Origin of the sequence: Faecalicatena faecalis, from assembly GCF_012524165.2 — a bacterium.
Classification (GTDB): Bacteria; Bacillota; Clostridia; order Lachnospirales; family Lachnospiraceae; genus Faecalicatena_A; species Faecalicatena_A faecalis.
Genome location: NZ_JABACJ020000005.1, coordinates 39,798 through 54,739, shown reverse-complemented (window position 1 = coordinate 54,739; position 14,942 = coordinate 39,798). Strand labels below are relative to the sequence as shown.

At 45.6% G+C, this 14,942-nt stretch carries 15 protein-coding genes; 2 read left to right on the top strand and 13 right to left on the bottom strand.

From position 1 onward, the window contains the following. Positions 1–37: 37 nt before the first annotated feature. The 5 genes from rpmF to mgtE form a co-directional block, all read right to left on the bottom strand. Complete coding sequence (rpmF, locus tag HGO97_RS07245; RefSeq protein WP_004068723.1) at positions 38–217, bottom strand: 50S ribosomal protein L32; 180 nt, start codon at positions 215–217, stop codon at positions 38–40. 3 nt (positions 218–220) lie between these two features. Continuing rightward, positions 221–748, bottom strand: a complete 528-nt coding sequence (locus HGO97_RS07240) for a YceD family protein (RefSeq protein WP_216240649.1) — start codon at positions 746–748, stop codon at positions 221–223. Between the two features lie 220 nt (positions 749–968). Continuing rightward, positions 969–2,159 carry an acetate/propionate family kinase gene (locus HGO97_RS07235; protein WP_216240648.1) on the bottom strand — a complete coding sequence of 397 codons (1,191 nt, stop codon included), beginning with the start codon at positions 2,157–2,159 and terminating at the stop codon, positions 969–971. A gap of 68 nt (positions 2,160–2,227) precedes the next feature. Next, a complete protein-coding gene (gene pta / locus HGO97_RS07230) occupies positions 2,228–3,223 on the bottom strand; it encodes a phosphate acetyltransferase (RefSeq protein ID WP_216240647.1) in 996 nt (331 codons plus the stop codon). Positions 3,224–3,554: 331 nt separating this feature from the next. Continuing rightward, positions 3,555–4,889 carry a magnesium transporter gene (gene mgtE / locus HGO97_RS07225; RefSeq protein WP_216240646.1) on the bottom strand — a complete coding sequence of 445 codons (1,335 nt, stop codon included), beginning with the start codon at positions 4,887–4,889 and terminating at the stop codon, positions 3,555–3,557. Positions 4,890–5,043: 154 nt separating this feature from the next. Here mgtE and HGO97_RS07220 point away from each other — a divergent pair, with 154 nt between their 5' ends. Continuing rightward, on the top strand, positions 5,044–6,330 hold the full coding sequence (locus tag HGO97_RS07220) for a nucleotidyltransferase (RefSeq protein ID WP_216240645.1): 1,287 nt from the start codon (positions 5,044–5,046) through the stop codon (positions 6,328–6,330). An 86-nt stretch (positions 6,331–6,416) separates the two neighbouring features. Here the strand turns inward: HGO97_RS07220 and HGO97_RS07215 are convergent, their stop codons facing one another. Genes HGO97_RS07215 through polA form a run of 6 tightly spaced genes read right to left on the bottom strand, consistent with a single transcriptional unit; the run spans position 6,417 to position 12,980 of the window. Continuing rightward, entirely contained in the window at positions 6,417–7,274 is an 858-nt protein-coding gene (locus tag HGO97_RS07215; protein ID WP_216240644.1) for a DegV family protein, read from the bottom strand. A 16-nt stretch (positions 7,275–7,290) separates the two neighbouring features. Beyond that, a complete protein-coding gene (locus tag HGO97_RS07210) occupies positions 7,291–8,655 on the bottom strand; it encodes a PFL family protein (protein WP_216240643.1) in 1,365 nt (454 codons plus the stop codon). A gap of 39 nt (positions 8,656–8,694) precedes the next feature. Continuing rightward, positions 8,695–8,967, bottom strand: coding sequence for an ACT domain-containing protein (locus HGO97_RS07205; RefSeq protein ID WP_216240642.1), 273 nt, complete (start codon positions 8,965–8,967; stop codon positions 8,695–8,697). A gap of 20 nt (positions 8,968–8,987) precedes the next feature. Then, positions 8,988–9,785, bottom strand: a complete 798-nt coding sequence (locus tag HGO97_RS07200) for an MBL fold metallo-hydrolase (RefSeq protein ID WP_216240641.1) — start codon at positions 9,783–9,785, stop codon at positions 8,988–8,990. Continuing rightward, on the bottom strand, positions 9,782–10,363 hold the full coding sequence (coaE, locus tag HGO97_RS07195) for a dephospho-CoA kinase (RefSeq protein ID WP_216240640.1): 582 nt from the start codon (positions 10,361–10,363) through the stop codon (positions 9,782–9,784). Before coaE ends, HGO97_RS07200 begins: the two co-directional genes overlap by 4 nt. A gap of 1 nt (position 10,364) precedes the next feature. Further along, positions 10,365–12,980, bottom strand: coding sequence for a DNA polymerase I (polA, locus tag HGO97_RS07190; protein WP_216240639.1), 2,616 nt, complete (start codon positions 12,978–12,980; stop codon positions 10,365–10,367). 365 nt (positions 12,981–13,345) lie between these two features. Between polA and HGO97_RS07185 the strand changes: the two genes are divergently transcribed. Then, complete coding sequence (locus HGO97_RS07185) at positions 13,346–13,975, top strand: HAD family hydrolase (protein WP_216240638.1); 630 nt, start codon at positions 13,346–13,348, stop codon at positions 13,973–13,975. On the opposite strand, the gene HGO97_RS07180 is transcribed toward HGO97_RS07185, so the two are convergent. Both HGO97_RS07180 and HGO97_RS07175 read right to left on the bottom strand, forming a co-directional pair. Then, entirely contained in the window at positions 13,950–14,597 is a 648-nt protein-coding gene (locus HGO97_RS07180; protein ID WP_216240637.1) for an SdpI family protein, read from the bottom strand. The two genes, HGO97_RS07185 and HGO97_RS07180, sit on opposite strands and share 26 nt — an antisense overlap. Position 14,598: 1 nt before the next feature. Next, complete coding sequence (locus HGO97_RS07175; protein ID WP_216240636.1) at positions 14,599–14,865, bottom strand: autorepressor SdpR family transcription factor; 267 nt, start codon at positions 14,863–14,865, stop codon at positions 14,599–14,601. Positions 14,866–14,942: the final 77 nt, after the last annotated feature.

Genomic DNA, 14,942 nt, shown 5'->3' with positions numbered 1-14,942 from the left:
CCCAGTTTCCCGGAAAGCCTTTCTCTGTCTTCTTTCATTAGTCAACAGAAATGATTTCTTTTTTGTTGTAAGAGCCACAAGCCTTGCAGACTCTGTGAGGCATCATAAGTTCTCCACATTTGCTGCATTTAACAAGGTTTGGAGCACTCATCTTCCAATTAGCTCTTCTCTTATCTCTTCTAGCTTTAGAAGATTTATTCTTTGGACAGATAGACATAGGTTACACCTCCTTAAAATTCTTAAACAAATCACGGACAACTGACATTCTTGGGTCAAGCCCTGTGTCTTCACAGTCACAGGTTCCCAGGTTTAGGTTCTGACCACAAACGTTACAAATGCCTTTACAGTCTTCCCTGCATAGAACTTTCGTCGGCCATCCTATCAATATCTCATTAAAGAGCAATTTGTCCACGTCAAGATGATATCCGTCAATGAAATTTGATTCATCTAATCCTTCCGGCAGTTCAGCATCTGAGATACCAAGATCCACATGCTTTGTAAAATCCAGTTCGAACTCCTGCTTTACATCCTCCAGGCATCGGTCACAGGGAATGATGATACATACCTTGCTCTCGGCCTTGATCAAAAGCTCCTTGTCCTTCACATGTGAAACGACAACATGTACAGGTTCCTTACTGACAATCGGATACGAGCCAGACTTTAAGTCGATCGTCTCCAATTCCAAAGCAACAGTCTCTTCCACTGTCTTGTGCTGTTCTGACAGAACGTCTGATAGGTTAATTAACATCTTTATTACTCCTATTCATACCTAAATTATTATATCATGTAAAATTAGTTTGTCAACAAGAAAAATACAGATTCTGACAGAAAAATCATCTTCAGGTACAAAATGTAGTGGAGTTGTGCAAAGGGGTCAGCCCCATTCGCTCTCCATATTCAGAATATTCTGACAAAGGAAGTGAGCGGATACTTTGTCCGCCCACCTTTTTACCTGTCAAACAAACTGATTAAACAAGTGCTACTGTTTCTCTTGCAATTGCTAATTCTTCGTTCGTCGGGATAACGAGTACTTTGACTTTTGAATCTGGAGTGGAAATGATAACTTCCTCTCCTCTCTTAGCATTCGCCTCTTTATCAATCTTAATTCCAAGGAATTCGAGATATGCACAGATCTCTTCACGAATCTCCTTGTCATTCTCGCCAATTCCGGCTGTGAATACGATATTGTCTACACCGTTCATAGCTGCTGTATAGCTTCCCACATACTTCGCAACTCTGTAAGCGAATACTTCGAGTGCGACCTTTGCCTGCTCATTGCCATCCTCTGCTGCTGCGGACAGGTCACGGAAATCACTTGAAAGTCCGTTAGAAAGTCCATATACACCAGAATCTTTATTCAGGACCTTCATCAGCCCTTCGATATCCAGGTTCTCCTTCTTTGCAATGAATTCCAGGATCGCCGGATCGATATCTCCAGAACGTGTTCCCATTACCAGACCTTCCAGTGGAGTCAATCCCATGGATGTGTCTACGGATCTGCCATTCAGAACTGCACATACGCTTGCACCGTTACCAAGGTGGCATACGATAGTCTTGGTAGCGTCATACGGCTTGCCGACGATCTCTGCTGCTCTTTTAGATACGAAGCTGTGGCTTGTTCCATGGAAACCGTAACGTCTTACTTTATATTTGTCATAGTAAGCATATGGGAGTCCATACATATATGCCTTCTCTGGCATTGTCTGATGGAAAGCGGTATCAAATACTGCTACCATTGGTGTGTTCGGCATTAATTTCTGGCATGCATTCACACCGATCAGGTTAGCCGGGTTATGGAGCGGTGCAAGATCGTTGCACTCTTCTACTGCCTTCTTTACTTCATCTGTGATCACAACTGAAGATGCGAACTTCTCTCCGCCGTGTACCAGACGGTGTCCAACAGCTCCGATCTCGTCCAGGCTCTTTACTACACCAGTCTCTGGATTCGTCAATGCATCAATGACAAACTGGATTGCCTCTGTATGTGTAGGCATGTCCTTTGCTGATTTTACCTTTTCTCCGCCAGCCGGCTGATAGGTCAGGCTTCCGTCGATTCCGATTCTCTCGCAGAGACCTTTTGCAAGTACTTCTTCTGAGTCAGAGTTGATTAACTGGAACTTTAAAGAAGAACTTCCACAGTTGATTACTAATACATTCATTTCTTTACCCTCCTGAAATTGTATGATATAAGGGGCTTTTTTGCCTCTTTATAACATCATCCGATTTATTATTGTGCCTGTGCCTGCACTGCTGTGATTGCAACAACGCCTTCGATATCCTCTGCGCTGCATCCACGTGACAAATCATTGACAGGAGCTGCAATTCCCTGTGTAAGCGGTCCGTAAGCTTCTGCTTTTGCCAGTCTTTGAACCAGCTTGTATCCGATATTTCCTGCATCCAGATCTGGGAAGATCAGTACGTTGGCATGTCCTGCAACCGGGCTTCCCGGAGCCTTTGACTCTCCTACAGATGGAACGATTGCCGCATCTAACTGCAGTTCTCCATCCAGCTTTAACTCAGGTGCCAGTTCTTTTGCGATCTTTGTTGCCTCTACAACCTTGTCAACATCTGCATGCTTTGCACTTCCCTTTGTGGAATGTGAAAGCATTGCTACGATCGGCTCTTTTCCTGTCAGTGTCTTAAAGGACTCTGCTGAGGAAACAGCGATGTTAGCAAGCTTCTCTGGATCTGGATTCTGCTCGAGTCCTGAATCTCCAAAGATAAATGTTCCGTCTGCTCCCATATCGCAGTCCGGCACTACCATGACAAAGAATGCAGAAACAAGCTTTGTTCCTGGTTTTGTCTTTAAGATCTGCAGACATGGACGAAGGGTATCTGCTGTAGAGTGGCATGCTCCAGAAACCATTCCATCTGCGTCTCCCATCTTCACCATCATCACACCGTAGTATAAATAGTTCGTCAGAAGGATCTCTCTGGCCTGCTCTTCTGTCATTCCCTTTTTCTGTCTTAATTCTACTAACTTCGCGATATAAGCTTCTGTCTTATCGCTTGTAGCCGGATCAACGATCGTAGCACCAGAAATGTCATATCCTGCACCATTCTTCTCGATCTCATCCTTGCTTCCTACCAGGATCAGGTCTGCTGTCCCTTCCTTCAAAACTGCCTCTGCAGCCTTGTAAGTCCTTACGTCTTCTGTCTCTGGAAGGACAATTGTCTTCTTATCAGATTTTGCTCTTGCTTTGATTTCATCAATAAATCCCATGATTTAAAGCCACCTTTCATATTTTCTCACTTGTTTTATTATAACTCAAAGGAATTTTGTATACAAGTAGATAACGTGTGTATTTTTTAATACAATTTGAATAAGGGTTACTGTTCACAGTCAGATAGAAGTCAGCAGATGGATTAGACAGCTCTGCTGGCTGCTTTTGCGCATGTAGGTGAAGTGGACTGTGAACAATAACGAATAGGGCATGGTTTGGCGAATGGTGTGTGAACAGCGGCTTAGATTTATGGTCAAAAAAATACTGCGACGGGCGGGCATGGAGCAAAAATCGCCCCATCCACATCTTCGCAGTATTTTCCGTTTGTTTTTATAAGTGGAAAATCGCAGTCACAATGTTAAAATAGACCAATATGGTACAAGTGTCGAGTATCGTCGTAATGAGCGGTGCCGCCATAATTGCGGGATCCAGTCCCAGCTTTTTTGCAAGGAGCGGCAAGGTACATCCGATACATTTTGCCATCACGACAACGGCCATCATAGTAAGCCCCAAGGCAAAGGCCAGCGTAAGGTTCTGATCGTACATGATGTAGATTCGAATTCCGTTCACAATTGCCAGCAGACAGCTTACAACAACGGCTACGCGAATCTCTTTGAAAATGACACGGAAGATGTCCTTGAACTGAATCTCTCCGACTGCCAGTCCGCGAATGATCAAGGTGGAACTCTGTGAACCACAGTTACCTCCTGTTCCCATCAGCATAGGAATGAACGTAATCAGGACCGGCATGACTGCCATAGCCTCCTCATAGTGGCCCAGAATTTCTCCGGTCACGGTGGCCGAGAGCATGAGCAGCATCAGCCAAAGGCTTCGGTTCTTCGCATGCTTTAGGACTGAAGTTCCAAAGTAGGAATCCTCGTTCGGGCTGACACCGGCCATGATACTGATATCTTCTGTAGTCTCATCCTGCAATACGAACATCGCGTCATCAACAGTTACGATACCGACCAGACAGTTCTCATGATCGATGATGGGAATCGCGACGAGTCCATACTTCTTGATCGTCGTCGCCACATCCTCCTTGTCATCCAGAGTCTTGGCGCACATGACATTCTCATCCATGATTTCTTCTATCAGCCTGGATTCCCCGGCCGTGAGCAGATCCTTGACATCTACGGCTCCGATCAGCTTCTTCTTCTCTGTAACATAACACGTGTAGATTGTTTCTTTATTAATACCGACCTGGCGGATCTTCAAAATCGCCTCCGCGACTGTCATCTCTCTGCGCAGACTGATATAATCCACATTCATAATACTTGCAGCGCTGTCTTCTGGATACTGCAATAACACATTGATCTTCCTGCGCGTCTCCTCATCCGTGGCCATTAAGAGACGGTCCACCACATTGGCCGGCATCTCTTCGAGAACGTCGACTGTATCATCGACATACATCTCGTCCATGACCTCTTCCAGCTCGGAATCTGTCAACGCATTGATCAGGTTCTCACGCATATCACTGTTCATGTCCGTAAAAACTTCCGCCGCCTCTTCCTTGGCAAGAAGCCGGAAGATCAGCATCTGCTGTTTCTGGTCACACTCTTCAAGCATCTCTACAATATCAACAGGATGCATGGTCTCCAGTTCTTCTTTCAGTTCTTTAAATTTCCGCTGTTCAAGCAGTTCAAATATGATCTCATTTTCCATGCCACACACCCTCTTTTGTCTTATTCTAAACTATATTACAATTGTCTCTCTTTAATATTTTACCAAAATCACAGATTATAAACCAAACTATCCCTACAATATCCCGCTATTTTATAGTATAATGGTTAACAAATTGATATACAAGGAGATTCTTATGAAAATTGTCGGTTTAATCGCAGAATATAATCCATTTCACAATGGTCACCAGTATCATATCGAAAAATCAAAGGAAATCACCGGTGCCGATACTGCCATCGTTGTTATGAGTGGAGATTACGTCCAGAGAGGCACACCAGCGATCATGCCCAAATATCTTCGTGCTGAGATGGCATTAAGATGCGGAGCCGGTGCTGTATTCGAGCTTCCGGTCTGCTATTCCACCGGGAGCGCAGAACTCTTCGCCATGGGGGCAGTCTCTTTTTTGGACAGTCTGGGCATCGTAGACTCTATCTGCTTTGGCAGCGAATGCAACGACCTGGATGGACTCAAAGCCGTGGCAGATATCCTCTGCGAGGAGCCAGAAGAATATAGACAGCTTCTACAGACACATATCAAGAACGGCCTTTCATTCCCAGCCGCAAGACAGAAGGCGCTTACTTCGTACATGAACAGCCCTAAGCACGCTTTGCTGCTCAGCGATCCGAATAACATTCTTGGCATCGAATACCTAAAAGCACTTAAGAAACTGGACAGCTCCATCCACCCGTATACCATCCGGCGCGAGGAGTCCCACTACCATGATACAGAATTACAGGATCATTACAGCTCTGCCTCTGCTATCCGCTCTCTGCTTGCCTACTCAAGCTCGGCGCTGAGTACCCAATACGACGGCGGTACCTTTGAGAACACACACTTTTCCAACATCCTCAATGAACTGGAGGACCAGGTCCCATCCTGTTGTCTTGAACTGTTAAAAGACTATCATCATGTGATGTATCCCGTCTACCAGAATGATTTTTCTCTGCTCATGAAGTATAAACTTTTAAACAAATCAGCCCAGGACCTGACCCGTTATCTGGACGTATCAGAAGAACTGGCAAACCGCATCAGCGGCCAGTTAAATAATTTCTTCAATTATAAACAGTTCTGTGAGCTCTTAAAGACCAAGGAGATGACCCAGACGCGCATCAACCGCGCACTGCTGCACATCATGCTGGGAATCAAGAAAAGGAATGTGGAAGAATATATCGACGGTGGTTACCACTACTATGCCCGTCTGCTGGGATTCCGCAAAGACCGGGAAAAGCTCTTAGGAAGCGTGACCAAAAACGGCATCCTGCCGCTGGTTACAAGCCTCTATCAGACAGAAGACATCCCGGATGCGGGCAAAAAGATGCTGAACCACGATATTCTTGCCTCGAATCTGTACAAATCCGTCATCACGGATAAATATAAGACTGCGTTCCAGAACGAATACAGTCAAATGCTCCTAAAGGTTTGACTCAAATCCAGGACGCCACCTAAAATAGCGGCAGATGTAAATGACAACTCTGCCGCCTTTTGTGCTCTTTTATTTACTTCTTTCTTCTACAGCTTTTTCATACAGGTGACTGCCATCGCCCCCGGGCCGATATGACAAGCGACACTGAGAGAAAGTGGTCCCTCCAGAATCTCATACTGCGGGAACTTGTCCTTTATTTCCTGTTTCCACTCCTGTGCTTCCTCTTTGCTGCACGTATATGCCATTCCCAATACCATCTGGTCCTCTTTTCCCTCAAAGCGTTCCTTTAAATCTGTCTCGATAGCCTTTAACATGGTTCTCTTTGCAGCCTTCCAGCCGCGCACCTTAGAAAATGCATCCAGCTTTTCTCCCTGAATCTGCAGCACAGGCTTGAGATTTAAGACAGTACCAAGCGCAGCAGCAGCCGGGGTGATCCTGCCTCCCTTTTTCAGGTATTTCAGAGTATCCACTGTGATATAGATACTTGCTTCCTTTTTTTCCTTCTCCAGAATCTCTTTGATCTCGAGGGCAGACTTTCCTTCGTCTCTTAATTTGATTGCATCCAGAACAGACTGAACCTGAGTGACAGAAATCCTCTGGTTATCTACGACCTGCACCTTTCCTTCGTACTCATGGGAAAGGGTCACCGCCGTCTCGCAGCTTCCGCTCAGCCCGCTGGACATCGGGATATGAACTACCTCATCGTATTCCTTTAATAATTGATCCCACAGATCTAATATATCCCCCGGTGCCGGCTGGGATGTAGAGATATCAGAATCCTCTCCTAATTTCTGATAAAACTCTTCCTGTGTTAAGGTAATATCTTCCAGAAACAATGCCCCATCGATGAAAAATGGCATCGGCACAACAGAAATCCCCAATTCTTTTCCTTGTTTCTGCGTAATTCCGCTGTTACTGTCTGTTACAATCGCAATTTTTTTCATACATCTTTCCCCTGTTTTAGTTTTTAAAGCTGTGAATCGGAGCAGGGATTCTACCTTCCCTTCTGATAAATTCATCACAGCTAAATTCATTGACCGGCATGATCGGAGCATATCCAAGTAAGCCTCCGAATTCAGCCGTATCTCCAACGTCCTTCCCGATGACCGGAATCAGACGTACTGCCGTTGTTTTTTGATTGACCATACCGATCGCCATCTCATCCGCAATAATACCGGAAATAGTAGCCGCCGTCGTCTTGCCTGGAATCGCAATCATATCCAGTCCAACGGAGCATACGCAGGTCATGGCCTCTAACTTCTCCAGAGTCAGTGAACCTGCATTTACTGCATCGATCATTCCCTGGTCCTCGCTGACCGGTATGAATGCACCGCTCAATCCTCCGACATAAGAAGATGCCATCACACCGCCCTTCTTCACCTGGTCATTGAGCATAGCCAGTGCCGCCGTTGTACCCGGAGCACCGACCCTTTCCAGTCCGATTTCTTCCAGGATTTCTGCAACACTATCTCCCACAGACGGAGTCGGCGCTAAAGACAGATCGACGATTCCGAATGGAACCCCCAGTCTCTTAGAGGCTTCCCCCGCCACAAGCTGTCCGACACGGGTCACCTTGAATGCCGTCTTCTTAATGGTCTCGCAGAGCTCTTTGAATCCTTTGCCTCGAACCTTTTCCAGCGCCTTTTTAACGACTCCCGGTCCGCTGACGCCCACATTGATCACCGCGTCCGCCTCTGTCACGCCCAGGAATGCACCTGCCATGAACGGATTATCATCCGGCGCATTGCAGAAAATAACAAGCTTTGCACAGCCAAGAGAATCATTGTCCTTCGTCGCCTCTGCTGTGTCCTTCACAATCTGTCCACATAAACGCACGGCATCCATGTTGATTCCGGTCTTCGTGGAGCCTACATTGACGGAACTGCAGATTCGCTCGGTCACTGCCAGTGCCTGCGGGATGGAGCGGATCAAGTACTCATCACTCTTTGTCATCCCCTTGGATACCAATGCGGAATATCCCCCGATAAAGTTGACTCCCACTTCCTTAGCCGCGCGGTCCAGCGTCTGCGCAATCGTCACAAAATCCTCCGGGCTTTTGCAGGCCGCACCTCCGACCAATGCGATCGGGGTGATGGAAATTCGTTTATTTACAATCGGAATTCCGAATTCACGTTCAATGTCATTGCCTGTTGAGACCAAATTCTTTGCCAGTCTGGTGATTTTCTCATAAATCTTACGGTTCAGTTCCTCAAGATCAGAATCAATACAGTCAAGCAGGCTGATACCCAGTGTAATGGTGCGGACATCTAAGTTCTCCTGCTCAATCATCTTATTGGTCTCTGACACTTCGTACATATTAATCATAGCATTTATCCTCGCCTTCCAGTCATACTACAGTTTTGCTTACAGCCGGTGCATCTTCTCAAAGATTTCTTCTCTCTGGCAGCGGATATTTACGCCGATCTCTTCACCAAGTGCTTCCATCTCATCACATACCAGTTTAAAATCTTTTTCCAGGCTCGTCACATCCACGATCATCATCATATTGAAATATCCCTGAATGATGGTCTGGGAAATGTCCAGAATATTGATGTTATGATTGGCCAGATAGGTACATACTTTTGCAGTGATCCCTACGGTGTCTTTTCCCAACACTGTTACAATACATTTCTTCATTCTTTCTTCCTCCTAAGTATCTAAACGGTAATTATCTCTGAAATCACATCCCGGTTCGCGACAGCCATATTAAGGTCTTCCCCTTTGTAATCGTTATCGCCAAGAGTTACTTCCAGCTTCACTGTCTCATATGCAAGCTTCGCATAATTATTCTCCTTGCTGAGATGGCCAAGCACGATGTGCTTCAAATTATCATGTAGTATATCACAAAGAAGCCGTCCTGACAATTCGTTTGATAAATGCCCCTTATCTCCCATGACTCTGCGCTTTAAATAATAGGGGTAAGAACCGACCTCCAGCATATGTATATCATGGTTCGCTTCCAGAAGCACAGCATCGAGCTTCTGAAGTTTTTTTACAATATATTCGTCATAGATTCCCAGATCCGTTGCCACCGCCACAGATTTATCTTTGCAGTTCATCCTGTAACCGGACGGCTCCTTCGCATCATGAGAAATCCGAAATGGATCGATCGTAATATCTCCCACTGTAAAGCTCTCATCTATATGAATCGGATTGAGGAGTCCTTCCGGCATCTTACCGAGCGGTCCGTACCCCTTAATGCCCTCTATAGTTCCTGGTGTGGCATAGATCGGAACCTCATATTTCCTGCTGAAAACACCCAGCCCCTGGATATGGTCCGAGTGCTCGTGGGTAATCAGGATTCCATTCAATTCCTCTCCCTTGACGTCCAGTTCCTTCAATCCTGCATCAATCTTCTTCTTACTGATTCCTGTATCCACGAGCAGGTGCGTGCTGTCACTGCCTACATAGATGCAGTTCCCGCTGCTGCCGCTCGCAATGCTGCATAATCTCATAAAATCTCTCCTATTTGTTTCTTTGTCTCTTCAAAAGTTCCACTGTTATCGATCACTTTCTGACATGTATTTCTAAAAAGTTCTTCCGAAGGCTGGGAGTGAATCATATGGGTAATCTTCTCATCGGAATATCCCCTGGATTCTTTCAGCCTCCCTCTTCTGACCTCCTCGCAGGCGTAGATATACCACATTTCTGAACAGATATGCTCATACCCCGCCTCCGGCAGAAGAGCCGCTTCAATCACATAAAGCGGCACTTTCTCTTTTCTCTTTTCTTCGATATCCTGCTCCACCCAGCGCTTGACCTCGGGGTGGACGATTTGATTTAAAATGTTTCTTTTTCCCGCATCCTCGAACACGATCTCAGCCAGCTTCTGTCTGTCCAGCTCTTGATCTGCTCCTACGATACCTGTCCCAAAATAGTCTACGATCTTCTCATAACAGATACCGCCCTGCTTCTGGAGCTCTTTTGCCACCTCATCCAGCTGGCAGACAACGGCACCATATTCTTCTTTCAGACAGCGCAGGACCTCACTTTTCCCCGAGCCTACGCCTCCTGTAATTCCTAATACCTTCATCTTACTTCGCCTCGTACCAGTTCTCTCCTGTATGCATGTCCACGATCAGCGGCACATCCAGATCTGCCGCCTCTTCCATCTGACGTTTCAGGATTTCCTTTACTTCTTCCACCTCATCCTCGTAAGCCTCGATCAGAAGCTCATCGTGTACCTGGAGAATCAGTTTTGACTTTAGGCCCTTTTCCTTTAATTCCTGATTCACACCGATCATTGCGATCTTCATGATATCTGCTGCAGATCCCTGAATCGGTGCATTCATTGCCACACGTTCCCCGAAGTTCCTCTGCATGAAGTTACTTGATTTCAATTCCGGCACAGGTCTCCTTCTGCCGAATAAGGTCACTACATATCCCTCTTCCTTGGCATGTGCAACAGTATCATCCAGGAAACGTTTGATTCCCGGATAAGTCTCAAAATAATTTTCAATATACTGGGCTGCCTCTTTCCTCGTGATACTCAAATCCTGGCTCAGCCCGAAGGAACTGATTCCGTATACGATTCCGAAATTGACGGCCTTTGCATTCCTGCGCTGTAGATCGGTCACTTCATCAAACGGTGTATGGAACACCTGTGAGGCAGTCATCCGATGAATATCTCTTGCCTCTTTATATGCCTGGATCAACTGCTCGTCACCAGAACAGTGTGCCAGAATCCTCAGCTCGATCTGGGAATAATCCGCATCGATAAAGACACAGCCCTCCTTCGGCACAAAGACCTTCCTGATCAGACGTCCCAGCTCCATGCGTACCGGGATATTCTGCAGGTTCGGTTCGGTGCTGCTGATCCTTCCTGTCGCTGTAATGGTCTGATTGAACTTCCCATGAATTCTTCCATCCGGCCCGATGTAAACAGCCAGTCCATCCGCATAGGTGGATTTCAGTTTTGATAACTGTCTGTATTCCAGTATCTTTGCCACGATCGGATAATCTGGAGCCAGCTTATCAAGAACATCTGCTGCCGTGGAATATCCGGTCTTCGTCTTCTTTCCATTTGGAAGCTGCATATGATCGAAGAGGACGACTCCTAACTGTTTGGGAGAATTGATATTGAATGTCTCCCCAGCCTCCTCATAAATCTCCTTTTCCAGTTCCACGATGCGTCCGCCCAGTTGTTCTCCATAGAACTTCAAGGCTTCTGCCTCCACCTTAATTCCTGCCTGCTCCATATCGTATAAGGTGAATACGAGCGGCATCTCAATATCTGTAAAAAGATGGTACATCCCCTGCTTCTGCATCTTTTCTTTCAGGATTCCTGTGGCCGCATAGGCCGTGTATGCTTCATAGCAGGCTTTTACCATTGGCTCTGCCTTCTCGTCGATCATGAGATTCAACTGCTCTCTCGCCACATCTTCATAGTCATAATCATTTTTCAGTGGATTCAGAAGATATGCGGCCACCGTCACATCAAAACTATTCTCTGGCTTTGCATCCGGTACGACCGTCAAATATTTTTTCAGGTCGAACATAGAAAAATGTTTTACTTTTCCTGCCAGTTCACAAAGCTTTCCGAAGAGATAGTCCATCTCCATATCAGGACCACAGGGAATCGAATATACCTTGGATTTCCCATATGCGATCGTCAGTCTGCCGTAGCCTGACGGATGGGCAAATAAAGGCAGGACGTTCCCATTATCCTCCGTGAGTGCAGCCCCGAGTGTCTCAGATTTTCCTGCTTCCTCAAAAATCTTCTCCGCTTCCTTCTTCTCTGTAATCTCATGGAAAAAAGCTTCTACCTCATTCTCAGAAGTCTCCACATCAAAGCGGCTCAACAGATTCTTGAATTGCAGCCTTTGGAAATAATCGTGTGCCTCCTTGGTATATGGATTGCCATGCTTTGCCGCATCCAGATCGAATGCGATCTCTGCATGGGTATTAATGGTAGCAAGCGTCTTGCTCAAGCAAGCCTGATCCCAATACTCCTGAATATTCTTGCTCGCCCTCGGAGGCTTGATTTCTGCCGCATGGGCATACGCATTCTCAATGGAACCATATTCGGTAATGATCTTTGTTGCTGTCTTTTCCCCAACTCCCGGAACACCCGGGATATTATCCGATGCATCTCCCATCAACGCTTTCACATCAATAAATTCGGTCGGGGTCACTCCATATTTTTCCTTTACATCGGCAGCGTAATAGTCCTCCACTTCGGTCCTTCCCTGCTTTGTCTTAGGAATCCTGATCTTTACATGCTCCGTCGCAAGCTGCAGGGTGTCCCTGTCACCAGAGATGATTGCAACATCCAGCCCTTTTTCCTCACAGGTCCTGGAAATCGTTCCTAAGAGGTCATCCGCTTCCAGACCAGCCTGCTCAATGATCTCGATATCCATTGCCTGAAGGACTTCCTTGATCACCGGAACCTGCTGCCGTAATTCCTCTACCATCGGTTTTCTCGTCCCTTTATATTCTGCATACATCTCATGCCTGAAGGTCGGCGCATGCACGTCGAACGTCACAGTCAGATACTGGGGCTTCTCCTCGTCCAGAATCTTGAACAAGATGTTTAAAAACCCATAAATAGCGTTCGTATGGAGCCCTTCTGAATTCGTCAGATCCGGTACACCATAGAACGCCCTGTTTAAAATACTGTGGCCATCTATCAATACTATCTTTTCTCTCATTTTTATTCTCCGCGATTCTTTGTCATGTTTTAACAGGGCACAAAGCGATGCTTTTTCATGCTCTCATGAAAAGTATGGCCTTTTTACCCGGATATTATCATATTAGAGTATACACTAAAATCTTTCTTTTTAAAAGGCTATTTTTATGTTATCATAAAAAGCGGTCAGACCTATGTTACTGTACATTCGCAAGCTTGACGCTTACTGTCAAGCTATGCGCCAGAGCTGACAGTCGGATGGATTTCAGCCCCATGCATCGAAGATGCATTTAAAATGGGCTGAAATCGTAACTGTGCACAGGGTACCTGTGAACAGTTGCAGACCTATGATTACTAATTTTATTTAAGAAAAGGAAGAGGTGCAATATGAAGGATGGAATTATTTTTGATGTGGATGGTACATTATGGAACTCTACCGAGGCCGTTGCAGAATCATGGAACCAGGCTATCGCAGAACATTCAGACCTGGAGGTCCGGATTAACGGCGCCATGTTAAAGAATCTGTTTGGCCTGCCAATGGATGAATTGTACAACGCTGTTTTTCCAGAACTCTCAAAAGAGGAACAGCAGCGTCTTGGAGACATCTGTTTCGAATACGAAAACAAACTGTTAGAAACGAAACCTGGGATTTTATATGAGGGCGTAAAGGAAACTTTAAAGGAGCTTTCAAAAAAGACCGATCTCTTTATTGTCAGCAACTGCCAGTGCGGTTATATCGAAGTTCTCTTAAAGACAACCGGACTTGGACCATTCATCCGTGACCACCTGTGTTTTGGAGATACGAACACTTCAAAAGGACAGACCATCTTAAAGTTGATGGAAAAAAACGGATTGAAGGATGTGGTATACGTAGGTGATACTCTGGGGGATTCCAACGCCTGCAAGGAGGCCGGAATCCCGTTCATATTCGCAGAGTATGGCTTTGGGGACGTGCCGGATGCCGAAACGAAAATCAGAGCCATTTCGGAGCTTATACCCCTTTTTGATAAAGAATAAAGGAATATGCCGTTGGAAGAATGAGTAGTAAAACAATGATCGCAGGTATCACTCCATACCATTGCACGAAACCTTCTACAATGAATAAAAGGCCCGCTGCAATCCACAGCTTCCCTGCAAACCGTGATGTCCGGTTCCAGTTTTCCGTACTATCTAAGGTCCAGGGAAGCTTAATCCCAACTGTGTAGCTCTGCCTGCTTTTGGGAATATAGTTCCCCACAACAATAAAGATGATACCAATTGCCAGGCTGGCAAACATCCCAACGTTGACTGTAATGCCGGCAGCCCATATATATGTCATGCCACAGCAGATCCAGGAAACAATCGGAACCAGCCAGAAGACCACCCTTAACATCTTGGCACTGATATTCTGCTTCTTTGGATCATTCAATGTCATTATCACACAGAAAACCTGTACTATAGTAAGCAGAAACGGCATTGCAAACACCGCAATACTTTTGCTTGCCCATCCGTTCGGCTGGTTATCTGTCCCCCAGTGTACTGCTACCTTATCCGGCATTTTATCCCAGAGCAGGATTCCCACCAACATGGGGAGAAGTGTGATGATACTTGTTATGATGATCTGACTTTTATATTTCTGATACTTACCTTCCTCTTTCATGTTACTTATCTCCTTTCAATTCTGACAGCCACAGCATAATCTCTTCTACTACAGATGTATTCAGTTCATAATACACAAAATTCTTAACTTTTGTCTCCCATACCAGATCAGCTTTCTTCAGTACATTAAGATGATAGGAAATTGTTGCGCCCGTCATATCAAAATGACTGCCAATTTCACCTGCGGACATGGATTGATCCTTTAACAGTACCAGAATCTCACGCCGCACCGGATCTGATAATGCCTTAAATGTTTCCGCAAAGCTCATTTACATTCCCCCCTTTTCTTCGATTGGAATATAAAAAATCTATTTAGAATTATTTCTAAATACATCATATCACGCTG

What these genes read in the sequence shown, in the direction of transcription:
- rpmF (WP_004068723.1), bottom strand. Translation starts at nt 217, where the DNA reads ATGTCTATCTGTCCAAAGAATAAATCTTCTAAAGCTAGAAGAGATAAG.
- HGO97_RS07240 (WP_216240649.1), bottom strand. Translation starts at nt 748, where the DNA reads ATGTTAATTAACCTATCAGACGTTCTGTCAGAACAGCACAAGACAGTG.
- HGO97_RS07235 (WP_216240648.1), bottom strand. Translation starts at nt 2,159, where the DNA reads ATGAATGTATTAGTAATCAACTGTGGAAGTTCTTCTTTAAAGTTCCAG.
- pta (WP_216240647.1), bottom strand. Translation starts at nt 3,223, where the DNA reads ATGGGATTTATTGATGAAATCAAAGCAAGAGCAAAATCTGATAAGAAG.
- mgtE (WP_216240646.1), bottom strand. Translation starts at nt 4,889, where the DNA reads ATGGAAAATGAGATCATATTTGAACTGCTTGAACAGCGGAAATTTAAA.
- HGO97_RS07220 (WP_216240645.1), top strand. Translation starts at nt 5,044, where the DNA reads ATGAAAATTGTCGGTTTAATCGCAGAATATAATCCATTTCACAATGGT.
- HGO97_RS07215 (WP_216240644.1), bottom strand. Translation starts at nt 7,274, where the DNA reads ATGAAAAAAATTGCGATTGTAACAGACAGTAACAGCGGAATTACGCAG.
- HGO97_RS07210 (WP_216240643.1), bottom strand. Translation starts at nt 8,655, where the DNA reads ATGATTAATATGTACGAAGTGTCAGAGACCAATAAGATGATTGAGCAG.
- HGO97_RS07205 (WP_216240642.1), bottom strand. Translation starts at nt 8,967, where the DNA reads ATGAAGAAATGTATTGTAACAGTGTTGGGAAAAGACACCGTAGGGATC.
- HGO97_RS07200 (WP_216240641.1), bottom strand. Translation starts at nt 9,785, where the DNA reads ATGAGATTATGCAGCATTGCGAGCGGCAGCAGCGGGAACTGCATCTAT.
- coaE (WP_216240640.1), bottom strand. Translation starts at nt 10,363, where the DNA reads ATGAAGGTATTAGGAATTACAGGAGGCGTAGGCTCGGGGAAAAGTGAG.
- polA (WP_216240639.1), bottom strand. Translation starts at nt 12,980, where the DNA reads ATGAGAGAAAAGATAGTATTGATAGATGGCCACAGTATTTTAAACAGG.
- HGO97_RS07185 (WP_216240638.1), top strand. Translation starts at nt 13,346, where the DNA reads ATGAAGGATGGAATTATTTTTGATGTGGATGGTACATTATGGAACTCT.
- HGO97_RS07180 (WP_216240637.1), bottom strand. Translation starts at nt 14,597, where the DNA reads ATGAAAGAGGAAGGTAAGTATCAGAAATATAAAAGTCAGATCATCATA.
- HGO97_RS07175 (WP_216240636.1), bottom strand. Translation starts at nt 14,865, where the DNA reads ATGAGCTTTGCGGAAACATTTAAGGCATTATCAGATCCGGTGCGGCGT.